Annotated in this window: 15 protein-coding genes and 1 other RNA gene; 7 read left to right on the forward strand and 9 right to left on the reverse strand. The window is 63.4% G+C overall.

The features are described from left to right. The first annotated feature begins 37 nt into the window (after nt 1-37). Nucleotides 38-265 (forward strand): hypothetical protein, encoded by a 228-nt coding sequence (locus ACF0H6_RS14825; RefSeq protein WP_395250357.1) that lies wholly within the window; start codon nt 38-40, stop codon nt 263-265. A 76-nt stretch (nt 266-341) separates the two neighbouring features. Here the strand turns inward: ACF0H6_RS14825 and ACF0H6_RS14830 are convergent, their stop codons facing one another. The 4 genes from ACF0H6_RS14830 to ACF0H6_RS14845 are packed head-to-tail and all read right to left on the reverse strand — an operon-like array spanning nt 342 to nt 2,749. Then, on the reverse strand, nt 342-713 hold the full coding sequence (locus tag ACF0H6_RS14830) for a serine protease inhibitor (RefSeq protein WP_395250358.1): 372 nt from the start codon (nt 711-713) through the stop codon (nt 342-344). A gap of 14 nt (nt 714-727) precedes the next feature. After that, nucleotides 728-1,753 carry a 3-methyladenine DNA glycosylase gene (locus ACF0H6_RS14835; protein ID WP_395250359.1) on the reverse strand — a complete coding sequence of 342 codons (1,026 nt, stop codon included), beginning with the start codon at nt 1,751-1,753 and terminating at the stop codon, nt 728-730. Continuing rightward, on the reverse strand, nt 1,656-2,228 hold the full coding sequence (locus ACF0H6_RS14840; RefSeq protein WP_395250360.1) for an SSI family serine proteinase inhibitor: 573 nt from the start codon (nt 2,226-2,228) through the stop codon (nt 1,656-1,658). Before ACF0H6_RS14840 ends, ACF0H6_RS14835 begins: the two co-directional genes overlap by 98 nt. 26 nt (nt 2,229-2,254) lie before the next feature. Next, entirely contained in the window at nt 2,255-2,749 is a 495-nt protein-coding gene (locus ACF0H6_RS14845) for a MarR family winged helix-turn-helix transcriptional regulator (protein ID WP_395250361.1), read from the reverse strand. A gap of 98 nt (nt 2,750-2,847) precedes the next feature. Between ACF0H6_RS14845 and ACF0H6_RS14850 the strand changes: the two genes are divergently transcribed. Then, the gene (locus tag ACF0H6_RS14850; RefSeq protein ID WP_395250362.1) at nt 2,848-3,057 is read left to right on the forward strand and encodes a hypothetical protein; all 210 of its coding nucleotides are present in this window, start codon (nt 2,848-2,850) and stop codon (nt 3,055-3,057) included. Between the two features lie 165 nt (nt 3,058-3,222). Further along, entirely contained in the window at nt 3,223-3,426 is a 204-nt protein-coding gene (locus tag ACF0H6_RS14855) for a hypothetical protein (RefSeq protein WP_395250363.1), read from the forward strand. Between the two features lie 140 nt (nt 3,427-3,566). On the opposite strand, the gene ACF0H6_RS14860 is transcribed toward ACF0H6_RS14855, so the two are convergent. Continuing rightward, a complete protein-coding gene (locus tag ACF0H6_RS14860; RefSeq protein WP_395250364.1) occupies nt 3,567-4,913 on the reverse strand; it encodes an aspartate kinase in 1,347 nt (448 codons plus the stop codon). 250 nt (nt 4,914-5,163) lie between these two features. On the opposite strand from ACF0H6_RS14860, the gene ACF0H6_RS14865 reads away from it, so the two are divergent. From ACF0H6_RS14865 to ACF0H6_RS14875, 3 genes are read left to right on the forward strand one after another with little or no spacing between them, the layout of a single operon-like run. Continuing rightward, on the forward strand, nt 5,164-5,679 hold the full coding sequence (locus tag ACF0H6_RS14865) for an ATP-binding cassette domain-containing protein (protein WP_395250365.1): 516 nt from the start codon (nt 5,164-5,166) through the stop codon (nt 5,677-5,679). After that, nucleotides 5,600-6,121, forward strand: a complete 522-nt coding sequence (locus tag ACF0H6_RS14870; protein ID WP_395250366.1) for an AAA family ATPase — start codon at nt 5,600-5,602, stop codon at nt 6,119-6,121. The genes ACF0H6_RS14865 and ACF0H6_RS14870 overlap by 80 nt, the downstream gene beginning before the upstream one ends. A gap of 5 nt (nt 6,122-6,126) precedes the next feature. Further along, complete coding sequence (locus ACF0H6_RS14875; RefSeq protein ID WP_395250367.1) at nt 6,127-7,305, forward strand: ABC transporter permease; 1,179 nt, start codon at nt 6,127-6,129, stop codon at nt 7,303-7,305. A 40-nt stretch (nt 7,306-7,345) separates the two neighbouring features. On the opposite strand, the gene recR is transcribed toward ACF0H6_RS14875, so the two are convergent. The 3 genes from recR to ffs all read right to left on the reverse strand — a co-directional run bounded on the left by recR (nt 7,346) and on the right by ffs (nt 11,549). Further along, a complete protein-coding gene (recR, locus tag ACF0H6_RS14880) occupies nt 7,346-7,945 on the reverse strand; it encodes a recombination mediator RecR (RefSeq protein ID WP_234752624.1) in 600 nt (199 codons plus the stop codon). 104 nt (nt 7,946-8,049) lie between these two features. Next, a complete protein-coding gene (locus tag ACF0H6_RS14885; RefSeq protein ID WP_395250368.1) occupies nt 8,050-11,418 on the reverse strand; it encodes a DNA polymerase III subunit gamma and tau in 3,369 nt (1,122 codons plus the stop codon). 34 nt (nt 11,419-11,452) lie between these two features. After that, nucleotides 11,453-11,549, reverse strand: an RNA gene (gene ffs, locus ACF0H6_RS14890) — signal recognition particle sRNA small type. A gap of 137 nt (nt 11,550-11,686) precedes the next feature. On the opposite strand from ffs, the gene ACF0H6_RS14895 reads away from it, so the two are divergent. Beyond that, on the forward strand, nt 11,687-12,778 hold the full coding sequence (locus ACF0H6_RS14895) for a virulence RhuM family protein (RefSeq protein WP_395250369.1): 1,092 nt from the start codon (nt 11,687-11,689) through the stop codon (nt 12,776-12,778). 26 nt (nt 12,779-12,804) lie between these two features. On the opposite strand, the gene ACF0H6_RS14900 is transcribed toward ACF0H6_RS14895, so the two are convergent. After that, nucleotides 12,805-13,128 (reverse strand): hypothetical protein, encoded by a 324-nt coding sequence (locus ACF0H6_RS14900; protein ID WP_395250370.1) that lies wholly within the window; start codon nt 13,126-13,128, stop codon nt 12,805-12,807. Nucleotides 13,129-13,345: the final 217 nt, after the last annotated feature.

Raw genomic sequence — 13,345 nt, forward strand, 5'->3', positions numbered from 1 at the left:
CCAAGGCAACGCCACGGTCACGCCCAACCCGATCAAGATGAAGAACGGCAAATCCGGGAAGCTCACCTTCGCGTGGAACAACCTGACTCCGGGTTCCTACATCGGGCGCCTGACGTTCGCCGGTACCAGCGCCCCCACGTTCGTGTCCGTCCTGGTCTCGGCCAACGGCACCGTGTCCGTGGTTCCCCAGGACGAGCAAGAGGGCGAGCACGGCAAGGGCAAACTGCAGAATGAGCAAGGTGACCAGTCAAACAACGCCACCTGATGAGGCACTGATTGTCTAGCAGCGGCCGGCGGGATTTCCCGCCGGCCGCTGCTTTCTTATATGTCGGTGGCGGTTGTTATACGTTTCCCGTGGATCCGGAGATGCCGCCCAGGAGCGTGGCCATGGTGTGCCAGCGGGCGATTTCGCAGCCGTCTGTCCGGCTGAACCGGCTGTTGACTTCGCGTCCATGAAACCGGCCGGTCACCACAGCCACCTGCGGACCTCCGTATTGCTGGGTGCAGATCCGGTCCGGGCGCGGGACCGGGAAGAAGATCTCTTCACCGAAGTGCTCGACGGCGGCCAACGCCGCACCGGGGTCCGGGAGAGTTGAGCCCTCGGAGACTTCCCCGCCCGATCCAAGCAAGACGAATTTGTGATCCACAGCGCCCGGCGCCTCCGTCAGCGTGACGGTAAGTTCGACGTCGTACGTTCCAATTCTTGAAGTCATGAGAGTCCTTCGCGCTACGGTGTTGGTACCAGAAGTTCGAGGAGCGGCTGTACTTGTTCCAGGACCCGTGCACGGAGCTCCTGGGCTTCGGCGGCAAATGCCCGCTGATACTCAACGTACTCGGCCTTGCCCTGCGGTGTCTCGATCCTGATGGCGGGATAGCCCCACTCTTCAAGATCGTACGGCGAGGCCTGCATGTCCATGGCCCTGATCCGCCAAGACAGTTCGAAGCAATCCATCACCAGCTCGCTCGGCAGGGCCGGGGCCAGCTTGTATGCCCACTTGTAGAGGTCCATGTTGGCGTGCAGGCAGCCGGGCTGTTCCATGGTGCGCTGGTTGTCCCGCGTGGGCGTGAGCTCATTGAGAGGTGTGGCGTCCGGGGTGTAGAAACGGAAGGCGTCGAAGTGCGAGCACCGGATGCGGTTGTCCTCCACCACGGTGTCCGTGCCCTCGGAGCCGAGCCGCAGCTTGAGGTATTCGTGGCGAAGGTCGAACTTGTCTTGGCGGTAGACCATGGCCCATTCGTGCAGTCCAAAGCAGCCGAACTGGGCGGGTCGCGCAACGGTCCCTCGCAAGATGATGCCAGCGAAGCGGACTGCCTCGGTGCGCTCGGCCACGAACTGGTGGCGATCGAAGGTGACCGCTACGGAACCGGCAGGCAGGCCGGCAGCCGCCAGCGCGCCGTCGTCGAGCACTCGGTAGTACTTCCACCTGGCGCGCTCGGCCGCCCGTTCTCCTGAGAGAACGACGCCGTCTCCGGGGTGCCAGCGCAGCAACTGGCCGGGTTTTTGGGTGTAGTAGGTGAAGAGGAAGTCTTCCACGGGGTGCTTTTGTCCGGCGGATTGGCGGGCCAGGTACGGCTTGGCGTAGCGGTCAACGCGGGCGTGGTGGGCAGCCTCCAGCTCGAGCCATTTCTCTTGCGGGAGGTGGTTTGCCTGAGGCTCAGGCACCGCTGGAACCCAGGATGTCGGCGACGGCGGCCCATGCGGCGATTTCGCAGCCGTCAGTGAGCTTGTAAGAGGACTCGACGCCCACGCCATCCACCGATCCGGTGACCGTTGCAGTCTGGGGACCGCCGTAGCGCTGATCGCAGAGTTGGCCGCTGGGGCGTGGCGTGCGGGTGAGAAGGGCGGGGCTCTTCTTGAGGGCAGCGCACGCTGCGGCAGCGGTGGGATGGTGGCTTTCCGCTGCGGGGACACCGCCGGTGCAGACGAGGGTGTAGCTTTCCGCTGTTGCCGTCGGTGAGGGCTTGACGATGATGGAAAGCTCGGCATCTCCACGACCGGGGGTGCTGGGCGTGCCCGGACTCAACGAAGGGATGGGTTTGCTGCCGGGAGACGCTGTCTCGTCCGGCAAGAGGCCGGTGGAGCTGCCCGACGGCGTTTGGGTGCTGGAAGGCGCGCCGCTGCTAGGGCCTGGACTGCTCGGCGAACCGCCTCCGGTGCCCGGCGTGCAGGCGGCGAGTCCGGCGATTGCCAGGACAGCCACAATAAACCGGGCAATTCGCAGACGCATGGAACCTCTCCTTGATTCCTGCCAGTTTATCGCCCGTCACTCGCTCCCGGGAGTTGAGTGGCAGCGATGAGTCCGGTCATGGCCCGGTGCAGGTCCGACACCTCTGTCCGGGTGAGCTGTAGCCGCTCCATGATGTTGCCCGGCACCGCCGTCGCCTGCTGCCGGAGAGCCGCTCCGGCCTCGGTGAGGGTGATGGCGAGGGCCCGTTCGTTTCCGTGGATTCGATTGCGGGTGACGAAGCCTGCTTCTTCGAGCCGGCGCAGGATGGGTGAGAGCGTGGCGGGCTCGTGAAGGAGTGCCTCGCTGATGTCCTTGAGGGTGCGCGGGCTACGTTCCCACAGCGCCAGCATCACGAGGTATTGCGGATGAGTCAGCCCCATCTTTTCAAGCACCGGCTTGTAGACGCCCACCACGCTTCGCGACGCCACTGTCAAGGCAAAGCACAATTGGCGCTCCAGCAAGAGGTCATCTTCCGGCGGGGCGATGTTTTCAGGAGCAACGGGCATGCTTGAGGCGGCCATGGCTTCCTCCGATCTGAATAGTTAGTGCACTAATTGTTAGTGTACTCTTAAAAGACAACATCCTTTGAGAGAGGGTAGATCACGTGGCCAAAGAGAACATGACCCAGAAATTCATGCGTGCAACGGGCAAGCTGCGGATCATTTTCGGGCCGGCACACAGCAGTTCCCTTGACCACGAAATGACCGAGGAGAACCAGCGCCTTCTCGCCTTGCGCCAAGCCGAAGCGCAGCAGTGGGAGACGATCCGCAGGCCGGATGGCAGCACGTATGTGGTCCCCAAGAACCCCGAGGACAAGTCCTTGCGCTAGGAAATCATCTGGTGCTCCACAACTGCCATTTCGGGGCTTCAAAAGGGAACCTGCGCCCAGGCCGATCCCGGGCCTTTTACGGGTTCCAGGCGTAAAATTGCCTCACTGGACCACTCAGCTCCAACCGCACGGCTGGACCTCACAGCGGCGAAGGAGGTGGGAATTGTGGGACATGCACTCGATGGCTTCATTAAGGTGACAGATTGGCTGCGTTTCTGGTTCGGCCCGGCGACTCGGGGCGACATTGACACACCCGTAGTCCACAAGCATGACGACTTTGAGAAGGCGTCAGAGGACGACCTCGGGCGTTTCGTCGTCGAAACCGATGACCAAGGCCACCACTACGGAATCCGGAAGGAAGGCGCCTAGCGCCGGGTTGCGGCCAGGCCGCAGGGAAGCAAAAGGACCGGAGCACGAGCCCCGGTCCTTTCACGTTTAAGTGCTTCAGATCCCGACGGCGATACCAGCGGCGGGTGCCCGACGGCGTCGCGTTCCCGTCCGGGAGGCCGCTAGCGGCCGGTGCCACCATAGATGGTTGCCTCGGCGTCGCCGTCGAGCTCGAACGCCTTGTGGATGGCACGCACGGCATCATCCAGCAGATCAGCGTGGGTCACCACGGAGATGCGGATCTCCGAGGTGGAGATCATGTTGATGTTGATGCCGGCATCGGAAAGCGCCTTGAAGAACGTGGCGGAGACTCCCGGGTGCGAACGCATGCCGGCGCCGATCAGCGAGAGCTTGCCGACGTTCTCGTTGTATTCGATGCTTTCGAAGCCGATTTCAGGCTGCGCCGCGCGGAGGGCGGCCAGGGCGTCTGCGCCTTCAACGATGGGCAGGGTGAAGGAAATATCCGTGCGGCCGGTGCCGTGGGTGGACACGTTCTGAACGATCATGTCGATGTTCGAGTGTGCCTTGGCGATGACCTGGAAAATCGCGGCGGCCTTGCCCGGGATGTCCGGGACGCCCACCACGGTGACCTTGGCTTCGGAACGGTCGTGTGCAACACCGGAGATGATTGGCTGCTCCAAGGCAACTCCCTCTTGAATCGTGATCTTGTCATCGGCGCTGGGCAGGACCCAAGTGCCTTCGTTATGGCTGAATGAGGAACGGACGTGCAGCGGCACGCCAAAGCGGCGGGCATACTCCACGCAGCGCAAGTGCAGGATCTTGGCGCCGGAAGCTGCCAACTCCAGCATTTCCTCGCTGGAGATCCGGTCGATCTTCTGGGCTGTCGAGACCACGCGCGGGTCAGCCGTGTAGATGCCGTCCACGTCCGTGTAGATCTCGCAGACATCGGCTTCGAGCGCGGCAGCGAGTGCCACCGCAGTGGTGTCCGACCCGCCGCGGCCAAGGGTGGTGATCTCCCTGGTGCTTCGGCTCATGCCCTGGAATCCGGCCACGATGGCGATGTGTCCCTTATCCAGGGCGGTGCGGATGCGGTGGGGGTCGACGTCGATAATGCGGGCTTTGCCGTGGATGCCGTCGGTAATCATGCCGGCCTGCGAGCCGGTGAAGGACTGGGCGGAGGCGCCGAACTTGTTGATGGCCATGGCGAGCAGGGCCATGGAGATGCGCTCGCCTGCGGAGAGGAGCATGTCCATCTCACGCGCGGGAGCGGAATCGGTGACCTGGGCCGCCAGGTCCAAGAGTTCGTCAGTGGTGTCTCCCATCGCGGAAACCACCACAACGACCTCGTTGCCGGCCTTCTGCGCGTCCACCACGCGGCGGGCAACACGCTTGATGCCTTCGGCGTCGGACACCGAGGAACCACCGAACTTCTGCACGATCAGCTGCTTGGTCACGGCAGTCTGAGCGGACAGCTCTTCAGTTTTCACATCGGTAGTGGGCAAACTCATGCGCGCACCCTCACTGCATCAATTGGGGATCGTACGTTGCTTGGCCAGATAAACGGCACGGCTACGTGGCTTATTTGGCCAGTTTATCGCCGGGCGCCGCGGGCAGGGGAATTGTGACCAAATCTCCTCCCAGGGGTGGATGCTCGGCTGAATCGCCCCGGCGTACTATCAGTGAATACGCAGCCTGCGGACAGCTAGCTCGCAGGAATCGAAGCGTACTTGTTCTGTGGGGAAAACAGGTGGGTAGAGCATGTCCATAGCTGCATATTCAAGCGTTTCGGGCAGTAATGCCCTCGGTGTGTCCGCGGAGGGCGTCTCGCGCCGCTTCGGTACGGTCCACGCCGTCGAACACATCGATTTCCATGCACCAGCCGGAAAAGTCACCGCGCTCATCGGTCCAAACGGGGCGGGCAAGACGACCCTCCTGCTCATGCTGGCGTCGCTCCTTCGACCCGACGCCGGAACCATCCGTATTGACGGCTTGGATCCGCTCCAGGACAGCGCCGCCGCGCGGCTTCGGATCGGCTGGATGCCGGACACCCTGGGGGTATGGGAATCCTTGACCGCGCGGGAAATCCTGGTCCAGATGGCGCGCTTCTATCGGCTTCCCAAAGCAGGTGTCACCGGGCGGGTTGACGGCCTGCTCGATCTTGTCCGCTTGGACACACTTGCAGACCAGCCCGCCCGTGTTCTCTCCAGGGGCCAGCAGCAACGGCTCAGCCCTGGCCAGGGCCCTCATCCACGAGCCCTCGGTCCTGCTGCTTGACGAACCTGCCTCCGGCCTGGATCCAGGGTCCAGGGTGGAACTCCGAAACCTGCTGCGGCGGCTTGCCGGGGCCGGGAAGGCTGTGGTGGTTTCTTCCCACGTGCTCAGCGAGCTTGATGAAATCGCGGACGGTGCCGTGTTCGTCAACCAAGGCCGCACCGTGAAACAGCAAACCCTCGAGGAAGCGGCTCTCCAGGGCCGGCGCTACGCGATCACGGCCCTCGACCAAGAGACCCTCGCGGCAAAGCTCACCGAACTCGGGCTGGAATACCGCGTGGAAGCGGGCCGCCGTCCCTCTGTCAGCCTGCTTCTGACGCACGACGGCGGTGCTGCCGCACTCCTTCGTGAACTCGTCACCGCGGGCATCGGAGTTGTTTCTTTCGCTCCGGCCGCGGGCGCCCTGGAAGAGACCTACATGAACCTGGAAACGGAGCGACGATGAGCCACGTGACTGAAACTGCGCCGGGTCCTGCGGGACCGCAGGGAACTACGGGAGGCCGGAACGCCGTCGTCGGCTATCTTGGTGGGATCCGCGACGTCGTTGTGCTTGAGATGAAGCAGCGGCTGCGCTCCCGCGGCTGGTACATCATGTTGGGGATCTGGTTCGTGGTCATCGCAATCGTGACGTGGCTGACTTGGCTCACTTGGAACGCCAGCACGGAGGCGATGCGTTCCGTGACGCCGGTGCCGGCGCAGGGCGGGGTAGGGTCCATGATTTTCGAAGTGGTCCTGGCGTTTGTGCTCTTGTTTGGCCTGCTGGTGGCGCCCGCGCTGTCCGCCAATGCCATCAACGGCGACCGCGCCGGAGGTACCCTTGCCATCCTGCAAATCACTCTGCTGACTCCGGGTCAGATTCTCTGGGGCAAATTCTTTGCGGGGTGGCTAGCAGCGCTCGCCTTTCTCGCGACGAGCGCCCCGTTCCTGGTATTCGGAATGTTCCAGGGCGGGTTGACCCTTGGGCACGTAGTGGTTTCCTTGGTGATGCTCGCGGTGGAACTGGCGGTTGTCTGCGGGATCGGAGTCGGGATTTCGGCGCTCGCGGGACGGCCGTTGTTCTCGATAGTGGTGACGTACTTGGTGGTCGCGGCGCTGGTGGTCGGATCGTTGATTTCCTTCGGACTCGGAGCGCAACTGGCGCGAGGGACGGTAATGGCCAACACTCCCGTTAGTCATTCCGTGTTGTACGCGCCGGTGCAGCCGAATCAGCAGGGGCAATCGCTTGAACCAGCGCAGCCGGGTTATATCTGCGAGGGTCCCTTGGTGGAGCACCCTGCGGTCCGGACCGATCGCGTGGCGTGGATGCTCGCGTTGAATCCCTTCGTGGTGGTGGCCGACGCGATTCCGTACCCGGACCGGAGCGGGGCGGCGTTCTATTCGGTCGGCATGATCGAGGGCATCAGCCAGGCTGCCCAGGTCCGCGCTCGCCGGGCCGGACAGCACCTATCCCTGCGCCAACGGCGTGCCGCAGCCGCAGTACGTCAAGCAGACAACGCCCTTGTGGCCGCTTGGACTTGGCCTCCAGCTGGTTCTGACAGGTCTGCTCATGTGGCTTGGTTGGCGTTCGCTGCGGACACCGGCAAGCCGGCTGGCCAGCGGGACGCGGATCGCGTAAGCCGGATCGGGTAAGCCGGATCGGGTTGCCGGACTAGGTTTGCGGACCGGTCGCCTACAGGAGGGCGTTGCGGCGACCCTCGAAGGCCCTTCCGAGGGTGACTTCGTCCGCATACTCCAGGTCTCCACCGACCGGGAGTCCGGAAGCAAGCCTGGTGACGGTGATGCCGATCGACTTCAGCATGCGCGCCAAGTACGTGGCGGTTGCTTCGCCTTCAAGATTGGGGTCGGTCGCGATGATGATTTCCTGGATCGCGCCGTCGTTGAGCCGGGTGAGGAGCTCGCGGATGCGCAATTGCTCCGGCCCGATGCCGGCGATCGGATTGATGGCGCCGCCCAGCACGTGGTAGCGGCCGCGGAAGGACCGTGTGCGTTCAACTGCCAGGACATCCTTTGACTCTTCGACGACGCAAATCACTGAGGGGTCGCGGCGCGGATCGCGGCAGATGTTGCACAGCTCCTGCTCGGTGACATTGCCGCAGACAGTGCAGAACTTCACCCGTTCCTTGACGGTGGTGATGGCCGCGACCAGCCGCTTCATGTCCTCCGGATCGGCCTCAAGAATGTGGAAGGCCAGGCGCTGCGCCGATTTCGGCCCGACGCCAGGGAGCCGGCCGAGCTCGTCGATCAGCTCTTGTACTGCGCCTTCGTACACAATTTCCTCGTTCGTTCGGTGTTGACGCCTGTTGTTGTTCCGCGGGCAGTTGTTGTTCCGCGGGCGGCGCGGTTTGATGACACCTTGCTGGGGGTGTCCGGCTGTTAGCGGCGCATCAAGGGACTACCGTCCAGCGACCGTTCTTCTAGTAGCTTTCCGCCCAGAATACGCTCGACGGCGGCACGCCCAAAGACTCCCGATTCCTCGATCGTCTCGTCGTCGGCACTCGGAATGTCTTCCACCACGCTGCCCGGAGCGGCAGCAGCCCGGGCTGGCGCTTGCTCGCGCCCGGCCATGGCTTCGGGGCTGTTCGATAGCCTCTGGTAGAGGCTCTGCTTTCCGGTTACCGGGGCTGCCGAAACTGCCGTCAGGGTGGGCGCTGGAGCTTGGGCTGACGCTGGAGCTTGGGCTGACGCTGGAGCTGGCGCTGCCGACTGTGCTGGTGCCGGTGCCGCAGGCTGCGCGGAAGGCGTGTGCTGGGCGAGTGCGACGGCCGAGCGCGAGGTTTCGCCGCCTCCAGACATTGCTGCAACTGGCGATGGACTCGCCGCTGGTGTGCCTGCGCTGGGGGTGGCCGCAGGACCCGGCCAGGCCGACGTCGACCATTCCACGGCAGGCACGGCCCCCGGTGCGGAGGCCGCACCGGATGGCTGGTTTGGAATCTGCGCTGCAGCGGGCTCATAGACCGGGCTCGAGGTTACCGGGCCGGATGTGGTCTCCCCGGCAGATCCGGCAGAGCTGTCTGGGTTGTCTGAGTTGGCTGAGTTGTCTGAGGTTGCGGTACCAACGTTGGTTTGGGTGCCGACCACCCAAGAACCCGGCGCGTGCTCCACAGCCTTTGACCAAGGATCTTCCGGGGTTTCGGACTTCTTCCCGGGAGTGGTTTTGGGCGGCCGCTTGCTGGAAGAAGCCGCGTTGCCGGGGGTTGAGCGGTTAGGCGTTGAGACTGCGGCCGGCGTCGCGCCTTGCGGGGCAGCTGCTACGGGCTCAGCATTGCCAACCGCGGGCATGGCGGCGAAGCCCGATGGCTCCCAATCCATGGGCGGTTCCTCGTCCAGCGGGGGAGCGTCCTCGTCCCGCGGCGGACCCCAGTCGTTGTCCGAATACGAGTAGTCCGCGTCGGAGTCGGTGGCCGATCCCGCGGACCCCGCTGTGGGGGACGGGGGTGGCGTGGGTGACAGGGGTGGCACCGGCGACGCGGCCGCCGTTGGCGATGCCGGTGCTGCCGTGGGCGATGCGGGCGCCGTTGTTGGGGTCGAGCTTTGTGCGGGGGCCACCGATGCCCCGTCAGCCCTGTCTGCATCCTGGGCGACAGGGTTTGGTGCCGCAGCGGCCAGTCCCCACGCACTGTCTACCGCGGAGGCCACACTTGACGGGGCGCCTTCGCTCGCGGAGGGCGCGGGGTCAGCCGGTGCTTTTGGGTTTGGCTCAGAGCTACCTGAGCTGTTGCCGCCGACCACCGAAGTGATTTGGCAGTCGATGCCGATGGTCTTGTGGATGGCTTGGCGCAGGTTTTCAGCGTGGTCTGCCCGGCTGAAAGCGCTGGCAAGGCCATCGGTGCTGAAGGCCAGAGTCAGTTGTTGGCCATCGAACTGTGCCACCTGCGCGTTCGCGCCAACCAGCGCCCAGCTACTGCGTTTGATCTTGGTCAGCGTCTGGAGGATCTCGGGCCATGCGCGGCGGATGATCTCGACATCGGCGCCACCTGCGGCGGGCTGAGCGGGCTGCGGGGGCGCCGGCCGTTGTGAGGGGGCCGACGCGGGAACTTGGGCGGGTGCATGGGCTTGTGCGGCATCCGGAGTCTGTGTGGGTGCAGCCATAGGCTGGGCTCGGTCCGAACCAGCCGACGGTTGAACCGCCGGTGCCTGACCTGCGGATTCCGGCGCAGGACCCGCGGCAGGCTCGGCAGTAGGACGGCTGCCCGGTTGCCTGGTCTCATCCACAGGCCAGTCGTTGGTAGACACTCTGGGTGGTGTCAACTGGTCCCGGGACTGGACTGCGTCCTCTGCCCGCGGGCTGGGAAGTGAGGGGGGTCCGGATACAGGCGAAACGTCGGCCATCCGGGCCTGTGCTGGCGTGGCCGCGGGCACCGGTGAGGAGGGCGCTGGTGAGGACGGCACTGGTGAGGAGGGCGCTGGCGGTGCGGACACCGGTGTGGCGCTCACTGGCGGGGCCGAAGCAGGACTGGCATCCGCCGTCGTGCGCTCCGTTTGCTGTTCGGCTGCTTGCGAAGGGGTAGGGCTTGCGGCGGGAACGGTGCCAACTGGGGGTGAAGCGTGGAGTTCCGCAGAGGGAAGGGCTCCGCCATAGTTGAGGCGGCGTTCGACGCGGTCGATCCGGGCCGCGATACCGCGCTCCGTCTGCTCCGAACTGGGCAGTAGGATCCGCGCGCAGAGCAATTCGAGGTGCAGCCGGGGCGAGGTGGCGCCGGTCATTTCAGTGAGGGCGGTATTGGTGACATCGGCGGCGCGGGACAGTTCTGCGGCACCGAGGTTGTTTGCTTGCGTGCGCATGCGGGCGATCTGGTCCGCGGGCATGCCGCGGAGGATGGCCTGGGCGCTTTCAGGCATGGCCTGGACGATGATGAGGTCGCGGAATCGCTCCAGGAGATCCTCGACGAAGCGGCGGGGATCGTGTCCTGTTTGGATGACCCGGTCCACCGCACGGAAGACGGTGGCGGAGTCGGACGCGGCGACTGCCTCAACGACGTCGTCGAGCAGCGAAGCGTGGGTGTACCCCAGCAGCGCGACGGCGAGCTCGTAGTCCAGGCCGTTGGGTCCGGCACCGGCCATGAGTTGGTCCAGTACCGAGAGCGAGTCCCTCACGGAGCCGCCGCCGGCGCGAATGACCAAGGAGAGCACGCCGGGAGCAACGGGCACGTTTTCCTGCTGGCAGAGCAGCTCGAGGTACTGCATGAGGGGCTCGGGCGGCACCAGACGGAAGGGGTAGTGGTGCGTGCGGGAGCGGATGGTGCCAATGACCTTGTCCGGCTCCGTGGTGGCAAAGATGAATTTGATGTGTTCCGGCGGCTCTTCGACGATCTTCAGCAGCGCGTTGAAGCCTGCCGAGGTGACCATGTGCGCTTCGTCAATGATGAAGATCTTGTAGCGGTCCCGGACCGGGGCGAAGGTAGCCCGCTCGCGGAGATCCCGGGCGTCGTCCACGCCGCCGTGGCTGGCGGCGTCAATCTCGATGACATCAAGCGAGCCGGAGCCGCCGCGAGCGAGCTCGACGCAGCTGTTGCACTTGCCGCAAGGAATGTCCGTGGGGCCTTCGGCGCAGTTGAGGCAGCGGGCGAGAATGCGGGCGGAAGTGGTTTTTCCGCAGCCGCGGGGGCCAGAGAAGAGGTAGGCGTGATTGACGCGGTTCTTCCGCAGGGCCGTCATGAGCGGCTCCGTGACGTGTTCCTGCCCGATAACGTCCGCGAAAGAATCCGGGCGGTACCTGCGGTAAAGAGCAGTAGTAACAGTCACAGGGAAAACCTACCTATAGGGACTGACATTTAAACTAAGTGACCCCTCATGCACCCGCCAGAGCCCATCTACCCTTGCTACCTTCCGGTCACTGGGGAGTTCAACAGGATGACGCCACATGAGGGGCCGTCGACAAGCTTACCCGAAGTTATCGAGCCCTCCGAATCCTCGGGACATGCCCCCTGCTCAGGCTAAGGAGTGGACATGTTCCCTCCTTAGCCCGCAGTCCGTTCAGGTGGCTTCAATGTCTGCAAGGGCGAATAGGATCGTGGCAGCGCTGCCGGCGCTTGATATCGCGGAGCAATCGAAGGGGGTCCTCGTGGCTGAAACGGGTAGTTCAGGAGAGTTCATCGTCTATGTGGGCGACGACGGGCGTCAGCTTGTTCAACTCCGATCAGTCGGCGGAACAGTGTGGCTTTCGCAAGCACAACTCGCCGAGCTCTACGGAACCTCGACGCAAAACATCCAACAGCGCGTGGCGGGGATTCTCGCGGACGGCGAAGTGACGGAGGCAACTATCAACTCAGAGTTGATAGTTCGAACTGAAGGTAACCGCCGGGTTCAGCGCGAGGTCAAGTTTTACAATCTGGACATGATTCTGGCCGTAGGTTACCGGGTTACCACGCCGCGGGCAGTTCAGTTCCGGCAGTGGGCCACCACCGTACTCAAGGAGTATCTGGTGAAGGGCTTCGCGATGAACGACTCCTACCTGAAGGACCCAGCGGGAGTCGACTACTTCGACGAGTTGATTGTGCGAATCAGGTCCATCCGCTCTTCGGAAAAGCGGTTTTACCAGAAAATTCGTGAGATTTTTGCTGAAACCAGTGCAGACTACGACCGAAAGTCCGCCGTTGCCCGGACGTTCTTTGCGACAATCCAGAACAAGCTGATCTATGCCGTGACAGAAATGACGGCTGCAGAACTCGTGCTAGCCAGGTGTGATGCATCCAAGCTGCACTTGGGGCTAACGACCTTTTCAGGAAACAGGGTCAAGAGGGCCGATGTTGAAGTCGCCAAGAACTACCTTCAGGAGTCCGAGCTCAAGGAGCTCGACAGGCTGACAGTCATGTTCCTGGACTTCGCAGAGGATCGCGCCAAGCGAAGGCAGCAAATCCTGATGTCCGATTGGCTGGTCCAGACGGATCGATTCCTGGATTTCAACGAGCGGACCCTGCTGAAAAATGCAGGCAACGTCTCGAACGAACAAATGAAGGCAGCGGTCGGACAGCGATTCGAGGACTTTGAAGCTCGTCGACGGGAGCTTGAAATAGCGGTGGCGCAAGAAGAGGAAGTCGACGATCTGTCGGAATTGCTGAAGTCTGTGCCCACGTTGAAACAAGTAGGCGACGAATCTCGGTAGAACTCCGGTAGAACTCCGGTAGAAGGCTACCGCCAACCGTTCACTGGCCACGTCATGAAAGCCGGCTCCTCGTAGGGGTGGGCTGAGCGCAAGGCCACTATGACGGCGTCGAGCCTGTCCGCTTCCACCACACACTCGACGCGGATTTCCGGCACCAATTCACCCTGCCCCACGGCGCCGATGAACGGCTTGGCCCCAGGCAACGGTGTGAAGTGCCCAGTGCCTGGGGTGGTGAAGGAACAGTGCGAATAGTCGCCGATTTTGCCGGCCCCGGCATCGCCGATCGCAGCCAGCAAGTGCTCACTATGCGAGACCGGAACATAGAAAACGAGGGCGTGCAGTTGGCTCATGGCACCATCCTCCCAGCGGGCGCTTAAAAACAGGTCAAAGGATGGTTTTTAAACTCCATTGCCAAACCGCTGAACGCAGCGGACTATGGGTATGTACACCGATTGGGGCAATCTCAAGATTGTGAGCCGCAGGGCCTGGTTTCAGGGGCTGGACCCAGCAGCTCAACGGAGTGCCGGAGGAATGGACGCATTGGGGGCGTCCATTTTTACGTTAAGC

The sequence above is a fragment of the Arthrobacter sp. NA-172 genome (assembly GCF_043952055.1).
Lineage (GTDB): Bacteria > Actinomycetota > Actinomycetes > Actinomycetales > Micrococcaceae > Arthrobacter.